At 63.9% G+C, this 14,909-nt stretch carries 13 protein-coding genes; 11 read left to right on the top strand and 2 right to left on the bottom strand.

Features of this window, described 5'->3' with window-relative positions; translation table 11 throughout:
* Positions 1-372 precede the first annotated feature (372 nt).
* The 4 genes from tauA to tauD are packed head-to-tail and all read left to right on the top strand — an operon-like array spanning position 373 to position 3,879.
* A complete protein-coding gene (gene tauA / locus R9B85_RS13685) occupies positions 373-1,344 on the top strand; it encodes a taurine ABC transporter substrate-binding protein (protein WP_112251292.1) in 972 nt (323 codons plus the stop codon).
* Between the two features lie 28 nt (positions 1,345-1,372).
* On the top strand, positions 1,373-2,161 hold the full coding sequence (gene tauB / locus R9B85_RS13680) for a taurine ABC transporter ATP-binding subunit (protein WP_112251290.1): 789 nt from the start codon (positions 1,373-1,375) through the stop codon (positions 2,159-2,161).
* Complete coding sequence (tauC, locus tag R9B85_RS13675) at positions 2,158-2,997, top strand: taurine ABC transporter permease TauC (RefSeq protein ID WP_112251289.1); 840 nt, start codon at positions 2,158-2,160, stop codon at positions 2,995-2,997. The genes tauB and tauC overlap by 4 nt, the downstream gene beginning before the upstream one ends.
* 48 nt (positions 2,998-3,045) lie before the next feature.
* A complete protein-coding gene (tauD, locus tag R9B85_RS13670) occupies positions 3,046-3,879 on the top strand; it encodes a taurine dioxygenase (protein WP_112251288.1) in 834 nt (277 codons plus the stop codon).
* Between the two features lie 119 nt (positions 3,880-3,998).
* Here tauD and betT read toward each other — a convergent pair whose 3' ends face one another.
* Together betT and epsC are read right to left on the bottom strand one after the other, a co-directional pair.
* Complete coding sequence (gene betT, locus R9B85_RS13665) at positions 3,999-5,960, bottom strand: choline transporter BetT (RefSeq protein ID WP_166674205.1); 1,962 nt, start codon at positions 5,958-5,960, stop codon at positions 3,999-4,001.
* A gap of 332 nt (positions 5,961-6,292) precedes the next feature.
* A complete protein-coding gene (epsC, locus tag R9B85_RS13660) occupies positions 6,293-7,225 on the bottom strand; it encodes a serine O-acetyltransferase EpsC (RefSeq protein ID WP_112251286.1) in 933 nt (310 codons plus the stop codon).
* Between the two features lie 389 nt (positions 7,226-7,614).
* Between epsC and tcyJ the strand changes: the two genes are divergently transcribed.
* The 7 genes from tcyJ (at position 7,615) to R9B85_RS13625 (ending at position 14,908) form a co-directional block, all read left to right on the top strand.
* The gene (tcyJ, locus tag R9B85_RS13655; protein ID WP_196181221.1) at positions 7,615-8,409 is read left to right on the top strand and encodes a cystine ABC transporter substrate-binding protein; all 795 of its coding nucleotides are present in this window, start codon (positions 7,615-7,617) and stop codon (positions 8,407-8,409) included.
* Positions 8,406-9,074 carry a cystine ABC transporter permease gene (gene tcyL, locus R9B85_RS13650; protein ID WP_063914445.1) on the top strand — a complete coding sequence of 223 codons (669 nt, stop codon included), beginning with the start codon at positions 8,406-8,408 and terminating at the stop codon, positions 9,072-9,074. The genes tcyJ and tcyL overlap by 4 nt, the downstream gene beginning before the upstream one ends.
* Before the next feature lie 2 nt (positions 9,075-9,076).
* On the top strand, positions 9,077-9,835 hold the full coding sequence (gene tcyN / locus R9B85_RS13645; RefSeq protein WP_112251285.1) for an L-cystine ABC transporter ATP-binding protein TcyN: 759 nt from the start codon (positions 9,077-9,079) through the stop codon (positions 9,833-9,835).
* 329 nt (positions 9,836-10,164) lie between these two features.
* Complete coding sequence (locus tag R9B85_RS13640) at positions 10,165-11,406, top strand: SfnB family sulfur acquisition oxidoreductase (protein WP_112251284.1); 1,242 nt, start codon at positions 10,165-10,167, stop codon at positions 11,404-11,406.
* Positions 11,407-11,542: 136 nt separating this feature from the next.
* The gene (locus R9B85_RS13635; protein ID WP_423770297.1) at positions 11,543-12,724 is read left to right on the top strand and encodes an SfnB family sulfur acquisition oxidoreductase; all 1,182 of its coding nucleotides are present in this window, start codon (positions 11,543-11,545) and stop codon (positions 12,722-12,724) included.
* Positions 12,724-14,115: an LLM class flavin-dependent oxidoreductase gene (locus tag R9B85_RS13630; RefSeq protein ID WP_423770296.1), complete on the top strand. Its 1,392-nt coding sequence runs from the start codon at positions 12,724-12,726 to the stop codon at positions 14,113-14,115. Before R9B85_RS13635 ends, R9B85_RS13630 begins: the two co-directional genes overlap by 1 nt.
* Positions 14,108-14,908, top strand: coding sequence for a MetQ/NlpA family ABC transporter substrate-binding protein (locus tag R9B85_RS13625; protein ID WP_196181228.1), 801 nt, complete (start codon positions 14,108-14,110; stop codon positions 14,906-14,908). The genes R9B85_RS13630 and R9B85_RS13625 overlap by 8 nt, the downstream gene beginning before the upstream one ends.
* The last annotated feature ends 1 nt before the right edge of the window (position 14,909 follow it).

Below are 14,909 nucleotides of genomic sequence, written 5' to 3'. Positions count from 1 at the left end.
GTATCAACGGCCATTGTCATAACTAAAGGTTATTTGCAAACGTTTGCTCATAACCTAATTCCGGATCGTTCTATCGGGACGGAAAAGCCTAGCAGCGGTCTCTGGTTTCGCCATTGAGCGAAATCACCCCGAGTCGCGCCGTAATGCGATCGATGTGGGAGCGGGCATGCCCGCGAAGCAGGCGACGCGGTGGATGGCACCGGCGTCGCCGGTGTTCGCGGGCACGCCCGCTCCCACATCGGTCGCACTACGGTGGCATGGATTAGCAATTGGCTCCTAAGCTAATGCAAAAAAGTTATTTATTTTAGTTTTCTTAGATCATTTAGCCTTCTCGCCATCCATCACACCCGATTGCCTGACGAGAGGTTCACCATGATCCCGCACGCTCCGCTGCGCCTGTTCGCCGCCCTGACCCTCGCCAGCGCCAGCTGGTTGGCCCAGGCCGCAGACCTCACCGTGGCCTACCAGACCACCGTCGACCCAGCCAAGGTGGCGCAGGTCGATGGCAACTACGAAAAAGCCAGCAAGGCCAGCATCGACTGGCGCAAGTTCGACAACGGCGCCGACGTGATCACCGCCGTAGCCAGCGGCGATGTGCAGATCGGCTACCTGGGCTCCAGCCCGTTGGCCGCCGCAGCCACCCGCAAGCTGCCGGTCGAGACCTTCCTGATTGCCACGCAGATTGGCGCCGGTGAAGCACTGGTCGCCCGCGACAGCATCAAGACTCCGCAAGACCTGGTCGGCAAGAAGGTCGCCGTGCCGTTCGTCTCCACCGGCCACTACAGCCTGCTGGCTGCGCTGAAGACCTGGAACATCGACCCGTCCAAGGTGCAGATCCTCAACCTGGCGCCGCCGGCAATCATTGCTGCCTGGAAGCGCGGCGATATCGACGCCACCTACGTCTGGGACCCGGCCCTGGGCGTGGCCAAGGAAAACGGCAAGGTGCTGATCACCTCCGGCGAGCTGGCCAAGAAAGGTGCGCCGACCTTCGACGCATGGATCGTGCGCAAGGACTTCGCCGCCAAGCACCCCGACGTGGTCAAGGCCTTTGCCAAGGTCACCCTTGACGCCTACGCCGACTACCGCAAAAACCCGCAAGCCTGGCTGGCCAACCCCGACAACGTGAGCAAGCTGGCCAAACTGTCGGGCGCCAAGCCTGCTGACATCCCGGTGCTGCTGCAGGGCAACGTCTACCCGCTGGCCGCCGACCAGGCCAACGCACTGGGCGCGCCGACCACCCAGGCGCTGACCGACACGGCCACCTTCCTCAAGCAGCAAGGCAAGGTCGACGCGGTACTGCCGGACTACTCACCGTACGTCAGCGCCCAGTACCTCCCCAACTAAGCCTGTAGAAAACCGACCGGAGCCTGCCATGGCCTTGCTCGAACTGGAGCGCATCAGCGCACAGTACCCCGGTGCCGAAACCCCGGTACTGGCCGACATCAACCTGAGCCTGGGGCCACGCCAACTGCTGGTGGCCCTGGGGCCTTCCGGCAGCGGCAAGACCTCGCTGCTCAACCTGATCGCCGGCTTCGTCGCCCCCAGCGGCGGGCGCATCACCCTGGACGGCGTGCCCGTCCAGGGCCCCGGTGCCGAGCGCGGCGTAGTGTTCCAGGACGATGCGCTGCTGCCCTGGCAGAACGTGCTGGGCAACGTCGCATTCGGCCTGGAACTGGCCGGCGTGCCGCGCGCCGAGCGTGAAGCCAAGGCCCGTGAAATGCTGGCCCTGGTCGACCTCGAAGGCTTTGGCGAACGGCGTATCTGGCAATTGTCCGGTGGCCAGAAGCAGCGCGTCGGCCTGGCTCGGGCGTTGGCAGCCAACCCACGGGTGCTGCTGATGGACGAACCGTTCGGCGCACTTGATGCCTTCACCCGCGAGCAGATGCAGGAGCTGTTGCTGCAGGTATGGCAGCGCACCGCCAAGCCGGTGTTCCTGATTACCCACGACATCGAAGAAGCAGTGTTCCTTGCCAGCGAGCTGGTGCTGCTGGCGCCCAACCCGGGGCGCGTGGTGGAGCGCCTGCAACTGGACTTCGGCCAGCGGTATGCAGCCGGTGAACCGGCGCGGGCGATCAAGTCCGACCCGGCCTTCATCGAAACTCGCGAACACGTACTGGCGCGGGTGTTCTCCCAACGTCAAAACCTGCAGGAGCGCGCATGAGCAGCCTGGACCTGCCGGTCGCCGGCAAACACAACCCCCAACCCCGGCCAGCCACCAAGCTGCGCCGCACCCTGCCCACCCGCTGGATCAGCACCCTGACCCTGGCCAGCTTGCTGTTGGCCTGGTGGCTGGTGACAGCGGCCGGCTGGATCGAGCCGCTGTTCCTGCCCTCGCCCGCCGACATCCTGGCCAAGGCCGGGACCTTGCTGACCCAAGGCTACATGGATGCCAGCCTGTGGCAGCACCTGGGTGCCAGCCTGGGGCGCATCGGCGTGGCCCTGCTGGCGGCCACCCTCACCGCCATCCCGGTGGGTATCGCCATCGGCTACAACCGCGTGGCCCGCGGCATTCTCGACCCGCTGATCGAGTTCTACCGGCCGATCCCGCCGTTGGCCTACTTGCCGCTGATCGTCATCTGGTGCGGCATCGGCGAGCTGTCCAAGGTGCTGCTGATCTACCTGGCAATCTTCGCCCCCATCGCCATTGCCACCGCCACCGGTGTGCGCACGGTCGACCCGGCCAAGCTGCGTGCCGCGCAGTCGCTGGGCGCGACCAAGGCCCAGCTGATCCGTCATGTGATCCTGCCCAGCGCCCTGCCCGACATCCTCACCGGCATCCGAATTGGCCTTGGGGTCGGCTGGTCGACCCTGGTGGCCGCCGAACTGATCGCCGCCACCAGCGGCCTGGGCTTCATGGTGCAGTCGGCGGCACAGTTCCTGGTTACCGATGTGGTGGTGCTGGGCATCCTGCTGATCGCCCTGATCGCCTTCGCCCTGGAAATGGGCCTGCGTGCCCTGCAACGCAAGCTGGTGCCTTGGCACGGGCAGAGCCACTGAACCCTGTTGACCACGCCAGCAGCCTGGCGCCTGATTGAAGAGACCGACATGAGCCTGACCATCACCCCCCTCAGCCCGGCGCTTGGCGCCCAGATCAGCGGCGTGGACATCAGCCGTGATATCACCGTCGAAGAACGTGACGCCATCGAGCAGGCACTGCTGCAACACCAGGTGCTGTTCTTCCGCGACCAGCCGATCAACCCGCAGCAGCAGGCGCGTTTTGCCGCCCGCTTCGGCGACCTGCATATCCACCCGATCTACCCCAACGTTCCGGAAACCCCGCAGGTACTGATCCTCGACACAGCGGTGACCGATGTGCGCGACAACGCGGTGTGGCACACCGATGTGACCTTCCTGCCGACCCCGGCCCTGGGCGCGGTGCTCAGCGCCAAGCAGTTGCCGGCCTACGGTGGCGATACCTTGTGGGCCAGCGGCATCGCTGCCTTCGAAGCCTTGTCGGCACCGCTGCGCGAGATGCTCGACGGGCTGACCGCCACCCATGACTTCACCAAGTCGTTCCCGCTGGAGCGCTTTGGTACCACGCCGGAAGACCTGGCGCGCTGGGAAGCAACCCGGCGCAACAACCCGCCGCTGTCGCACCCGGTGGTGCGCACGCATCCGGTGAGCGGGCGCAAGGCGCTGTTCGTCAATGAGGGGTTCACCACGCGCATCAATGAGCTGAGCGAGCTGGAAAGCGAGGCGCTGCTGAAACTGCTGTTCGCCCATGCGACGCGGCCGGAGTTCAGCATTCGCTGGCGGTGGCAGGAGAATGACGTGGCGTTCTGGGACAACCGCGTGACCCAGCATTTTGCCGTGGATGACTACCGACCGAACCGGCGGGTGATGCATCGGGCGACCATCCTCGGGGATGCGCCCTTCTAGTTTTTGCCTGTACCGGCCTCTTCGCGGGTAAACCCGCTCCCACAGGTGCTACACAGGCTTCAAAACCAGCGCCGTACCTGTGGGAGCGGGTTTACCCGCGAAGAGGCCGGTACAGGTTATTACCTGACCAGATGCAGGAACTGCATGTGCCGCTCGTACTGGTCGAGGATGTCGTTGATGATCTGCTCTTTGCTGTAGCCCACCAGGTCATAGTTCTGGCTGCCTTCGCTCAGGTGCACCTCCGCCCGGTAGTAACGGCGGTTCTTCAACTCCTGCGTACCCAGCCCACCCAGGGCGAACGATGGCGTGAAGTAGCCACGCATCTGCACCTGGTAAATGAACGGCTGTTCCTCGCCATGGCCAATCTTCAGGCTGACGTTGTCATGGCTCGGGTCGTCCTGGGTAATCAGCACCAGGCCCTTCTGTTCGAACACTTCACGCACATCGGCAATTGCCGGGCGCACCACGTCGTCCATGAAGCGGTACACCTCATCACGCGACGGGAAGTGCACCGCCTGGCTCAGGCGCTGGCGCCAGCCGCCACGGCCGCGGCGTGACTGGGCGAACGGGGCCAGCGAATGCATCTGTGCGATCTGCCGTTGCGACTCCAGGTAGAACGCCTTGTGCAGCCCCCACATCATGCACAGCAAGATAAGCGAGAACGGCAATGAGGTCAGCACCACCGCCGATTTCAGCGAATCGATGCTGCCAGCGAACAGCAGCGCACTGGTGATCAGCGCCGTCATCGCCCCCCAGAAGATACGCAGCCAGTTCGGCCCGTCCTCGTCGGCATCGCCACCCTTGGCCGACAAGGTCGACAGCACCACGGTACCCGAGTCGGCAGAGGTGACGAAGAACACGAAACTGATGAACACCGTCATGGCGATCACCGTCTTGCTCCAGGGGTAGGTCTCCAGCAGCAGGTACAGGCTCATCGACGGATTATCCAGCGCCGACTGGCCCAGCGCTGTCATGCCGTGGTTGATGACCTGGTCCAGGGCGCTGTTGCCGAAGATGGACATCCACGCCAAGGTGAAGCCCAGCGGAATCAACAGCACGCCAAAGACGAACTCGCGGATTGTGCGGCCACGGGAGATGCGGGCGATGAACAGGCCCACGAACGGCGCCCAGGCAATCCACCAGGCCCAGTAGAACACCGTCCAGCCGCCCAGCCAGTCGCGATTTTCGCCATAGGCATAGACGTCGAAGCTCTTGCGCGGCAAGGCACCCAGGTAGTCGCCGAGGTTCTGGATCAGCGTGTTGAACAAATGCTGGGTAGGCCCGGCGAACAACACGAACAGCAACAGCGCGCAGGCCAGGAACAGGTTGATGTCGCTCATCACCCGCACGCCCTTCTCCACCCCGGCGACGGCCACGGCCACCGCCGCGCCCATCATCAGGGTGATGAGCAGCACCTGCACCCACTGGCTGTGGTCGATGCCGAACAGGTAGTCGAGGCCGGCGTTCAGGTGCAGCACGCCAAACCCCATGTCGGCACCCAGGCCGAACACCGTGGCGATGATGCCGAAGCCGTCCACCGCATAGCCGATCGGCCCGTTGATGCGCTTGCCGATCAGCGGGTACAACGCCGAACGCAAGGCCAGCGGCAGGTTGTGCCGGTAGGCGAAATAGGCGAGGGCCATGCCGACGAAGGCGAACACGCCCCAGCCATGCAGGCCCCAGTGCAGGAACAGGATCTGCATCGCCTGGCGCCCGGCCTCGGCCGTGCCCGCTTCGCCCTGGGGCGGCTGCAGCATGTGCGTCAGGGGTTCGGAGACGCAGAAGAAGAACAAGGTGATGCTGATACCGGCGGCGAACAGCATGCCGGCCCACGACAGGTAACTGAACTCGGGCTCGTCGTGGTCGGCACCGAGCTTGATCTTGCCGTAGCCGGACAAGGCGGTGACCACCACGAAGACCAGGTACAGCGTCATCGCCAGCATGTAGTACCAGCCGACCGTGTTGGCAGCCCAGTTCTGCGCCGCCAGCAACCAGTCACCTGCTGCTTGCGGAAAGGAAATGACCACCAGGCCGAAGATGAGGATGAAACTTGCCGCGAAATAGAACACCGGAGGGTTCATGCGGATCTTGCCATTGGCAAGGGAAGGGGTCGGTGCACTCATTGGGGGCGCACCTCGTCGAATGACGTAAGGCTCGGAATGAACGGGTTCAGCAAAGGAATCCTCCTGTTGAACACCGGCAGCGGACCAGCGTTTTTCATTGAACAAGCGTTCAAGTTAAACATGGATCGGATTTCAATGCGAATTGGGGCGCTGATTGGTGTCCTCCTGTTCCGGCCCTTTCGCGGGTAAACCCGCTCCCACAGATACTGCACAGAATTCAAAATCTGTGGGGGTTCTGTGGGAGCGGGCAAGCCCGCGAAGAGGCCGGTACAGGCTGAAGAGATGCTAGATCAATTCTTGTCCTGGCAATCCAGCTGCAGGTTGGCCTGGGTGATGTTGCTCTCGGCCGGCACGCTGCGGGTCAGCCACACATTACCGCCAATGGTCGAGCCTTTGCCGATGGTGATTCGCCCCAGCACCGTGGCCCCGGCATAGATAACCACATCGTCCTCGACGATCGGGTGGCGTGGCAAGCCCTTGTGCAGGGTGCCCGACTCATCGCTGGGGAAGCGCTTGGCGCCCAGGGTCACCGCCTGATAGATGCGCACGCGCTCGCCGATGATCGCGGTTTCGCCGATCACCACGCCGGTACCGTGGTCGATGAAGAAACTCGGGCCGATCTGCGCCCCGGGGTGGATGTCGATCCCCGTGGCCGAATGCGCCAGCTCCGAGCTGATCCGCGCCAGCAGCGGCAGGCCGGCCTGGTACAGGTGGTGCGCCAGGCGGTGATGAATGATCGCCAGGATGCCCGGGTAGCACAGCAGCACTTCATCGACACTGCGCGCCGCCGGGTCGCCGTGGTAGGCGGCCAGCACGTCGGTGTCGAGCAGCACGCGCAGGCCCGGCAGAGCGGCGGCGAAGCCCTGCACCAAGCTCAGCGCATGGGCATCGACGCCGGCCAGCTCGCCTTTGCTTTGCCGTGCGGCGTAGCGCAGCTCCAGGCGGGCCTGGGCCAGCAAGGCGGTCAGCGCGGCATCCAGGGTATGGCCGACGTAGAAGTCTTCGCTTTCTTCGCGCAGGTCGACCGGGCCAAGGCGCATCGGGAACAGCGCGCCGCACAGTTGCTCCAGAACCTGCCGCATCGCCTCGCGCGAAGGCAGCTCACGCCCGCCTTGCTCGCCAATGCTGCGGCCGTTGCGGGTACGCCATTGTTCACGCGCGCCGCGCAGGCCGGTGACGATGCTCTGCAACTGCCAGTGCCCGGATGAAGGTTGTTCGCTCACGGTTTTCTCCTGCCTGAAGAGGCCAACTATTTTTATCGGCAGGGCCGGCCCTTTCGCGGGTAAACCCGCTCCCACAGGGACCCCAGGAGGCACAAGATCTGTGGAGTCCCTGTGGGAGCGGGTTTACCCGCGAAAGGGCCATGCCTGCCTACATAAAACCACTCTACGGCAATCCGTCCCTTGGAAAAAACAACGCTTTATTCCATCCTGCGCTAAGTCAGGCATAAGCCGCGATGACGAAGCAGGCAACCTCGCCTACCCTCAAAGCAGCCAGCACCTGGCAAAAACAAAAAAGGGAATAACAAAATAATTTTTTAGTATTTCCTGGCCTAAGCAGCCGCACCTATAGTCGCCACCCACTACTTCCACAACAAGCGCGGGGCTCTGAAATGTCGAAATTCGCCAAACCGCTACTCAACGCCAGCCTGGCTCTCTTGCTGGGTGCCGGCCTGCTCAGCCAGGCCTTCGCCGGCGAGCAACTGAAGACCATCCAGGAAAAAGGCGTGATCAACGTCGGCCTCGAAGGCACCTACCCACCGTTCAGCTTCCAGGACGAAAACGGCAAGCTGACCGGCTTCGAAGTGGAACTGTCCGAACTGCTGGCCAAGGAACTCGGGGTAAAGGCCAAGGTGCAGCCGACCAAGTGGGACGGCATCCTCGCCGCACTGGAGTCCAAGCGCCTGGACGTAGTGATCAACCAGGTGACCATTTCCGAAGAGCGCAAGAAGAAGTATGACTTCTCCGAGCCTTACACCATCTCCGGCATCCAGGCGCTGATCCTGAAGAAGAAGGCCGAGCAGCTGAATATCCACAAGGCCGCAGACCTGGCAGGCAAGAAGGTCGGTGTAGGCCTGGGCACCAACTACGAGCAATGGGTCAAGCAGGATGTGCCGCAAGCCGATGTGCGCACCTATGAAGACGACCCTAGCAAGTTTGCCGACCTGCGCAACGGCCGCATCGACGCCATCCTGATCGACCGCCTTGCTGCGCTGGAATACGCGCAAAAAGCCAAGGACACCGAACTGGCCGGCGATGCCTTCTCGCGCCTGGAAAGCGGCGTGGCCCTGCGCAAGGGCGAGCCAGAACTGCTGGCGGCGATCAACAAGGCGCTGGACAAGCTCAAGGCTGACGGCACGCTGGCCAAGCTGTCCACGAAATACTTCGGTGCCGATGTCACCAAATGATTGCTGAAAGCCTGCAACTCGTTGTCGACTCCACGCCCTTCTTGCTGAAGGGCGCGGGTTATACAGTGCTGCTCAGTGTTGGCGGCATGTTCTTCGGCCTGCTGCTGGGTTTTGCCCTGGCACTGATGCGGCTGTCGAAGATCTTGCCGCTGAACTGGCTGGCGCGGGTCTACGTGTCGTTCTTCCGCGGCACGCCGCTGCTGGTGCAGCTGTTCGTCATCTACTTCGGCATGCCGCAGATCGGCATCGAGCTCGACCCGATCCCGGCATCGCTGATCGGCCTGTCGCTGAACATGGCCGCCTACATCTGCGAAATCCTGCGTGCGGCGATTTCCTCGATCGACCGTGGCCAGTGGGAGGCTGCCGCCAGTATCGGCATGACCCGCGTCCAGGCCATGCGCCGGGCGATCCTTCCCCAGGCATTGCGCACCGCACTGCCGCCGTTGGGCAACAGCTTCATCTCGCTGGTCAAGGACACCGCCCTGGCGGCGACCATCCAGGTGCCCGAACTGTTCCGCCAGGCCCAGCTGATTACCGCGCGCACCTTCGAAGTGTTCACCATGTACGTGGCGGTGGCGGTCATCTACTGGGTGCTGTGCAGCATCCTCGCGCACTTCCAGAACCGCATGGAAGCGCGAGTCAACCAGCATGACCAGGAGCACTGAGCATGATTGAAGTCAAAGGCCTGACCAAGCAGTTCAAGGGCCAGACCGTGCTCGACGGTATCGACCTGACCGTGCAACCCGGCGAAGTGGTGGCCATCATCGGCCCCAGCGGCTCGGGCAAGACCACCTTCCTGCGTTGCCTGAACCTGCTGGAAACACCCGATGCCGGGCAGATCCAGATCGGCGACATCAGCATCGACGCCAACCGCCCGCTGGGAGGGCAGCAAAGTGCGATTCGCCGCTTGCGCCAGCAGGCCGGGTTCGTGTTCCAGAACTTCAACCTGTTCCCTCATCGCACCGCCCTGGAAAACGTGATCGAGGGGCCTGTTATCGTCAAGAAGACGCCCCGCGAGCAGGCCATGGAACTGGGCCGGCGCCTGCTGGCCAAGGTCGGCCTGGCGGGCAAGGAAGACGCCTACCCGCGGCGCCTGTCCGGTGGCCAGCAGCAACGGGTGGCCATCGCCCGCGCCCTGGCCATGGAGCCGGAGGTGATCCTGTTCGACGAGCCAACCTCGGCGCTGGACCCCGAACTGGTAGGTGAAGTGCTGGCGACCATCCGCGGCCTGGCCGAGGAAAAGCGCACCATGATCATCGTTACCCACGAGATGAGCTTTGCCCGGGATGTGGCGAACAGGGTGATCTTCTTCGACAAGGGCGTGATCGTGGAACAGGGCGAGGCCAAGGCGCTGTTTGCGGCGCCGAAGCAAGAGCGTACCCGGCAGTTCCTGCGCAAGTTCCTCGGTACTGCTGCCTCCGAGTAAGCCTGCACTGGCCTCTTCGCGGGTAAACCCGCTCCCACAGAGAACCTCCACAGCTCTCAAAACCTGTGGAGGCCCCTGTGGGAGCGGGTTTACCCGCGAAGAGGCCGGCACATCTGTAGCAAATCCCTCCTTCTATACATATTCCAAAGTGTTAGTTCATAAACTTTTTATAAAGCATTAGGGTATATGAACCGGACCACCGGACCAGCACATATCTGTCGCGATCAGCTGTAGCGGCATTCATTTTTTGTGAGGTCAGGAATGGTCAGGATCACAATCACCCCAGTGCGTAACGCCAGGGCATTGAGTGCAGCCAAGGAGCGGTACTGATGTCCAGCCAACCCAATACCCAACTCCACAGCGATCTCGACAGTTCGCCACTGCTGCTGCCGGCCAAGGTACTGCGCAACGACGCCGAAGCCCTGCAAGCAGCCCGCGAACTGGCCGAGGTCGCTCGCGAGCAGGCCGCCCGCCGCGACCAGCAACGCAAACTGCCATGGGCCGAGATCGAACTGTTCACCCGCAGCGGCCTGGGCAGCATCAGCGTACCCAAGGCCCATGGCGGCCCGGATGTTTCGTTCGAGACCGTGGCCGAAGTATTCCGCGTGATCAGCGCCGCCGACCCGGCCTTGGGGCAGATCCCGCAGAACCAGTTCGGCATGCTGCAACTGCTGCGCCTGACCGCCACAGAGGCACAGCAGGCGGTTATCTTCCGCAGCGTGCTCGACGGCTGGCGCATCGGCAATGCAGGCCCAGAACGCGGCACCAAGGACACCCTGACCCTCAAGGCCAGGATCACCCGCGTCGGCGACAGCTATCGCATCAGCGGCGAGAAGTTCTATTCCACCGGCGCCCTGTTCGCCCACTGGGTGGCGGTCAAGGCACTCGACGACGAAGGTCGCCAGCGCCTGGCATTCGTACGCCGAGGCAGCCCGGGGCTGCGCATCGTCGATGACTGGTCCGGGTTCGGCCAGCGCACCACTGCCAGCGGCACCGTGCTGCTCGACCAGGTACCGGTGGATGCCGACCTGGTGATCGACAACTGGCGCCAGCGCGACACTCCCAACATCCAGGGCGCGGCCTCGCAGCTGATCCAGGCGGCGATCGATGCCGGCATTGCCGAAGCGGCGATCGAAGACGCCATCAGCTTCGTGCGCGAAAAAGCCCGGCCATGGATCGAGGCCAAGGTCGACCGCGCCAGCGACGACCCCTATGTGATCGCCGATATCGGCCGCCTGAAGCTCGAACTGCACGCCGCCGAAGCCCTGCTGCGCAAGGCCGCGCGGGTGCTCGACGAGGTCAATGCAGCACCGGTGGATGCCGCCAGCGCAGCACGGGCGTCGATCGCGGTGGCCGAGGCCAAGGTACTAACGACCGAAATTGCCCTGCAGGCCAGCGAAAAGCTGTTCGAACTGGCCGGCAGCCGCGCCACCCTTGCCGAGTTCAACCTCGACCGCCACTGGCGCAATGCCCGGGTGCACACCCTGCATGACCCGGTGCGCTGGAAATACCACGCGGTTGGCGCTTACCACCTCAACGGCACCTTGCCCGCGCGGCATTCCTGGATCTGATTTGTAGCCTTTGGGGCTGCTGCGCAGCCCTTTCGCGACACAAGGCCGCTCCCAAAAGTAGTGCGCGGTTCCCTGTGGGAGCGGCCTTGTGTCGCGAAAGGGCCGCAAAGCGGCCCCAAGGCCCCGGAGACACACCATGACTACAAACATCATCACCAGCGACACCGAAGCCCTGGCGGTCGCCGAAGAAGTCGCCCAACAACTACGCCGCGACAGCGCCCTGCGCGACCGCGAGCGCCGCCTGCCGCACGCCGAACTGGAACTGTTCACCCGCTCCGGCCTGTGGGCCATCAGCGTGCCCAAGGCCTTTGGCGGGGCCGGCGTGTCCAACATCACCCTGGCCAAGGTCATCGCCCGCATCGCTCAGGCCGACGGCTCGCTCGGGCAGATCCCGCAAAACCATTTCTATGCACTGGAAGTGCTGCGGGTAAACGGCACGCCTGAACAGCAACAACGCCTGTACGCCGAAGTACTGGCGGGCAAGCGCTTCGGCAACGCCCTGGCCGAACTGGGCACCAAGACCGCCAACGAGCGCACCACCCGCCTGACCCGCGACGGCGATGGCTTTCGCATCAACGGCCGCAAGTTCTACTCCACCGGCGCCATCTACGCCCAGCGCATTCCCACTTCGGTAGTCGATGAACAGGGCGTGCAGCAGCTGGCCTTCGTCCCGGCCGACAGCCAGGGCCTGAAGGTTATCGACGACTGGAGCGGTTTTGGCCAGCGCACCACAGGCAGCGGCTCGGTGGTGTTCGACAACGTTTATGTCAACGCCAACGATGTGGTGCCGTTCCAGAGCGCCTTCGAACGCCCCACCCCGGTCGGCCCGCTGGCGCAGATCCTTCATGCGGCCATCGACACCGGCATCGCTCGCGCCGCATACGAAGATGCCCTGCACTTCGTGCGCACCCGCAGCCGCCCTTGGGTCGACTCCGGCCTGGACGAGGCCAGCGATGACCCGCTGACGCTGAAGAGCTTCGGCCACCTGGCGATCCGCCTGCACGCCGCCGAAGCCTTGCTGGAGCGCGCCGGCGAATACCTGGACCGCGCCCGTGACGACAGCACTGCCGACAACGTGGCTGCCGCATCCATCGCGGTGGCCGAGGCCCGCGCCATCAGCACCGAGATTTCCCTCGCGGCCGGCACCACGCTGTTCGAACTGGGCGGTAGCCAGGCCACCCTGGCCGAACACAACCTCGACCGCCACTGGCGCAACGCCCGCGTGCACACTTTGCACGACCCGGTGCGCTGGAAGTACCACGCCATCGGCAACTACTACCTGAACGATGCCAACCCACCACGTCGGGGGACCATCTGATGGCCAAGCAGATCCTGCTCAATGCCTTCAACATGAACTGCATCGGGCACATCAACCACGGCCTGTGGACCCACCCACGGGACACCTCGACCCAGTACAAGACCCTGGACTACTGGACCAGCCTGGCGCGCCTGCTGGAGCGCGGCCTGTTCGACGGGCTGTTCATCGCCGACATCGTCGGCACCTACGACATCTACGGTCAGTCGCTGGACGTCACCCTCAAGGAGTCCATCCAGCTGCCGGTAAACGACCCGCTGCTGCTGGTCTCGGCCATGGCCGCCGTTACCCGCCACCTGGGCTTCGGCCTTACCGCCAACCTCACCTACGAGGCGCCATACCTGTTCGCCCGGCGCCTTTCCACCCTGGACCACCTGAGCAATGGCCGGGTGGGCTGGAACATCGTCACCGGCTACCTCGACAGCGCCGCTCGAGCCATGGGCCTGACGCAGCAACCCGAGCATGACCGTCGCTACGACCAGGCCGACGAATACCTGCAGGTGCTGTACAAACTGCTGGAAGGCAGCTGGGCCGACGATGCCGTGGTCGCCGACCGCCAGCAGCGCGTCTATGCCAGGCCCGAAAAGGTGCGCAAGGTCAACCACCAGGGCGAGTTCTACAAGGTCGACGGCTACCACCTGTGCGAGCCCTCGCCACAGCGTACACCGGTACTGTTCCAGGCCGGCAGCTCGCAGCGTGGCCTGGCCTTCGCCGGTAACCATGCCGAATGCGTGTTCATCAGTGGCCAGGACAAGGCCGCCACGCGCGCCCAGGTCGACAAGGTGCGCGCCGCCACCCAGGCCGCTGGCCGCAACCCGCAGGCGGTCAAGGTGTTCATGGGTATCACGGTGATCGTCGCCGCCACCGAGCAGCAGGCCCAGGCCAAGCATGCCGAGTACCTGCGCCATGCCAGCGCCGAGGCCGGGGTCGCGCATTTCGCAGCGTCCACCGGTATCGATTTCGCCGCCTACGCCCTGGACGAGCCTATTGCCTTCAGCCAGGGCAACGCCATTCAGTCGGCCACGCGCCAGTTGCAGGACAACGCGTGGACCCGCCGGCGCCTGCTGCAGCAGCACGCCCTGGGTGGCCGTTACGTGACCCTGGTCGGCGCGCCCGAGCAGGTGGCCGAGCAGCTGATCGCCTGGATCGATGAAACCGGCCTGGACGGTTTCAACCTGACCCGCACCGTAACCCCGGAAAGCTTCGAGGACTTCATCGACCTGGTCATCCCGCAGTTGCAACAGCGTGGCCGCTACAAGACCGCCTACGCCGAAGGCACCCTGCGCGAAAAACTGTTCCAGGCCGACCACCCGCACCTGCCCGCCGACCACCCTGGCTCGGCTTACCGCTTTGCCTCTACCCCTGCCCCGACTGGAGCCCTGCACCATGCTTGATAAACTGTTCCGGCCCGTCGCGGCCATTGCTCTCACCCTTGGCCTGTCCGCCAGCGCGTTGGCTGCCGAACCGCTGAAGATCGGCACCACCTCGGCCTTTGCCATCCCGCTGGAAGCCGCAGTGGAAGAAGCGCACAAGCAAGGCCTGGAAGTGAAGCTGGTCGAGTTCAGCGACTGGATCGCCCCCAATGTCAGCCTCAACAGCGGCGACATCGACGTGAACTACTTCCAGCACATCCCGTTCCTGGAGAACGCCAAGGCAGCTGCAGGCTTCAACCTGGTGCCTTACGCCCCCGGTATCATCAACAACGTCGGCCTGTACTCGAAAAAGTACAAGAGCTTCGCCGACCTGCCCGAAGGCGCCAGCGTGGCCATCGCCAACGACCCGATCAACAGCGGCCGTGGCCTGCAGCTGCTGGCCAAGGCCGGGCTGATCACCCTCAAGCCTGGAGTGGGCTACAAGGCCACCGAGGACGACATCGTCGCCAACCCGAAAAAACTGAAGATCCTTCAGGTAGAGGCTGTGCAGCTGGTACGTGCCTATGACGACGCCGACCTGGTGCAGGGCTACCCGGCCTACATCCGCCTGGCCAACAGCTTCGACGCCGGCTCCGCACTGCTGTTCGACGGCCTGGAGAACAAGGAATACGTGATCCAGTTCGTCATTCGCCCGCAAAGCAAGGATGACCCTCGCCTGGCCAGGTTCGTCGACATCTACCAGCACTCGCCGGTGGTGCGCGCAGCCCTGGACAAAGCCCACGGCAAGCTCTACCAGGCCGGTTGGGAGGGCTGAC

Origin of the sequence: Pseudomonas sp. NLJ1, from assembly GCF_049486705.1 — a bacterium.
GTDB classification, from domain to species: Bacteria; Pseudomonadota; Gammaproteobacteria; order Pseudomonadales; family Pseudomonadaceae; genus Aquipseudomonas; species Aquipseudomonas inefficax.
The sequence above is the reverse complement of the archived record's forward strand: the minus strand, read 5'-3'. Positions and strand labels throughout refer to the sequence as shown.

What these genes read in the sequence shown, in the direction of transcription:
- tcyL (WP_063914445.1), top strand. Translation starts at nt 8,406, where the DNA reads ATGATTGCTGAAAGCCTGCAACTCGTTGTCGACTCCACGCCCTTCTTG.
- betT (WP_166674205.1), bottom strand. Translation starts at nt 5,960, where the DNA reads ATGAACCCTCCGGTGTTCTATTTCGCGGCAAGTTTCATCCTCATCTTC.
- tcyN (WP_112251285.1), top strand. Translation starts at nt 9,077, where the DNA reads ATGATTGAAGTCAAAGGCCTGACCAAGCAGTTCAAGGGCCAGACCGTG.
- R9B85_RS13635 (WP_423770297.1), top strand. Translation starts at nt 11,543, where the DNA reads ATGACTACAAACATCATCACCAGCGACACCGAAGCCCTGGCGGTCGCC.
- R9B85_RS13625 (WP_196181228.1), top strand. Translation starts at nt 14,108, where the DNA reads ATGCTTGATAAACTGTTCCGGCCCGTCGCGGCCATTGCTCTCACCCTT.
- tcyJ (WP_196181221.1), top strand. Translation starts at nt 7,615, where the DNA reads ATGTCGAAATTCGCCAAACCGCTACTCAACGCCAGCCTGGCTCTCTTG.
- R9B85_RS13640 (WP_112251284.1), top strand. Translation starts at nt 10,165, where the DNA reads ATGTCCAGCCAACCCAATACCCAACTCCACAGCGATCTCGACAGTTCG.
- R9B85_RS13630 (WP_423770296.1), top strand. Translation starts at nt 12,724, where the DNA reads ATGGCCAAGCAGATCCTGCTCAATGCCTTCAACATGAACTGCATCGGG.
- tauC (WP_112251289.1), top strand. Translation starts at nt 2,158, where the DNA reads ATGAGCAGCCTGGACCTGCCGGTCGCCGGCAAACACAACCCCCAACCC.
- tauB (WP_112251290.1), top strand. Translation starts at nt 1,373, where the DNA reads ATGGCCTTGCTCGAACTGGAGCGCATCAGCGCACAGTACCCCGGTGCC.
- tauD (WP_112251288.1), top strand. Translation starts at nt 3,046, where the DNA reads ATGAGCCTGACCATCACCCCCCTCAGCCCGGCGCTTGGCGCCCAGATC.
- tauA (WP_112251292.1), top strand. Translation starts at nt 373, where the DNA reads ATGATCCCGCACGCTCCGCTGCGCCTGTTCGCCGCCCTGACCCTCGCC.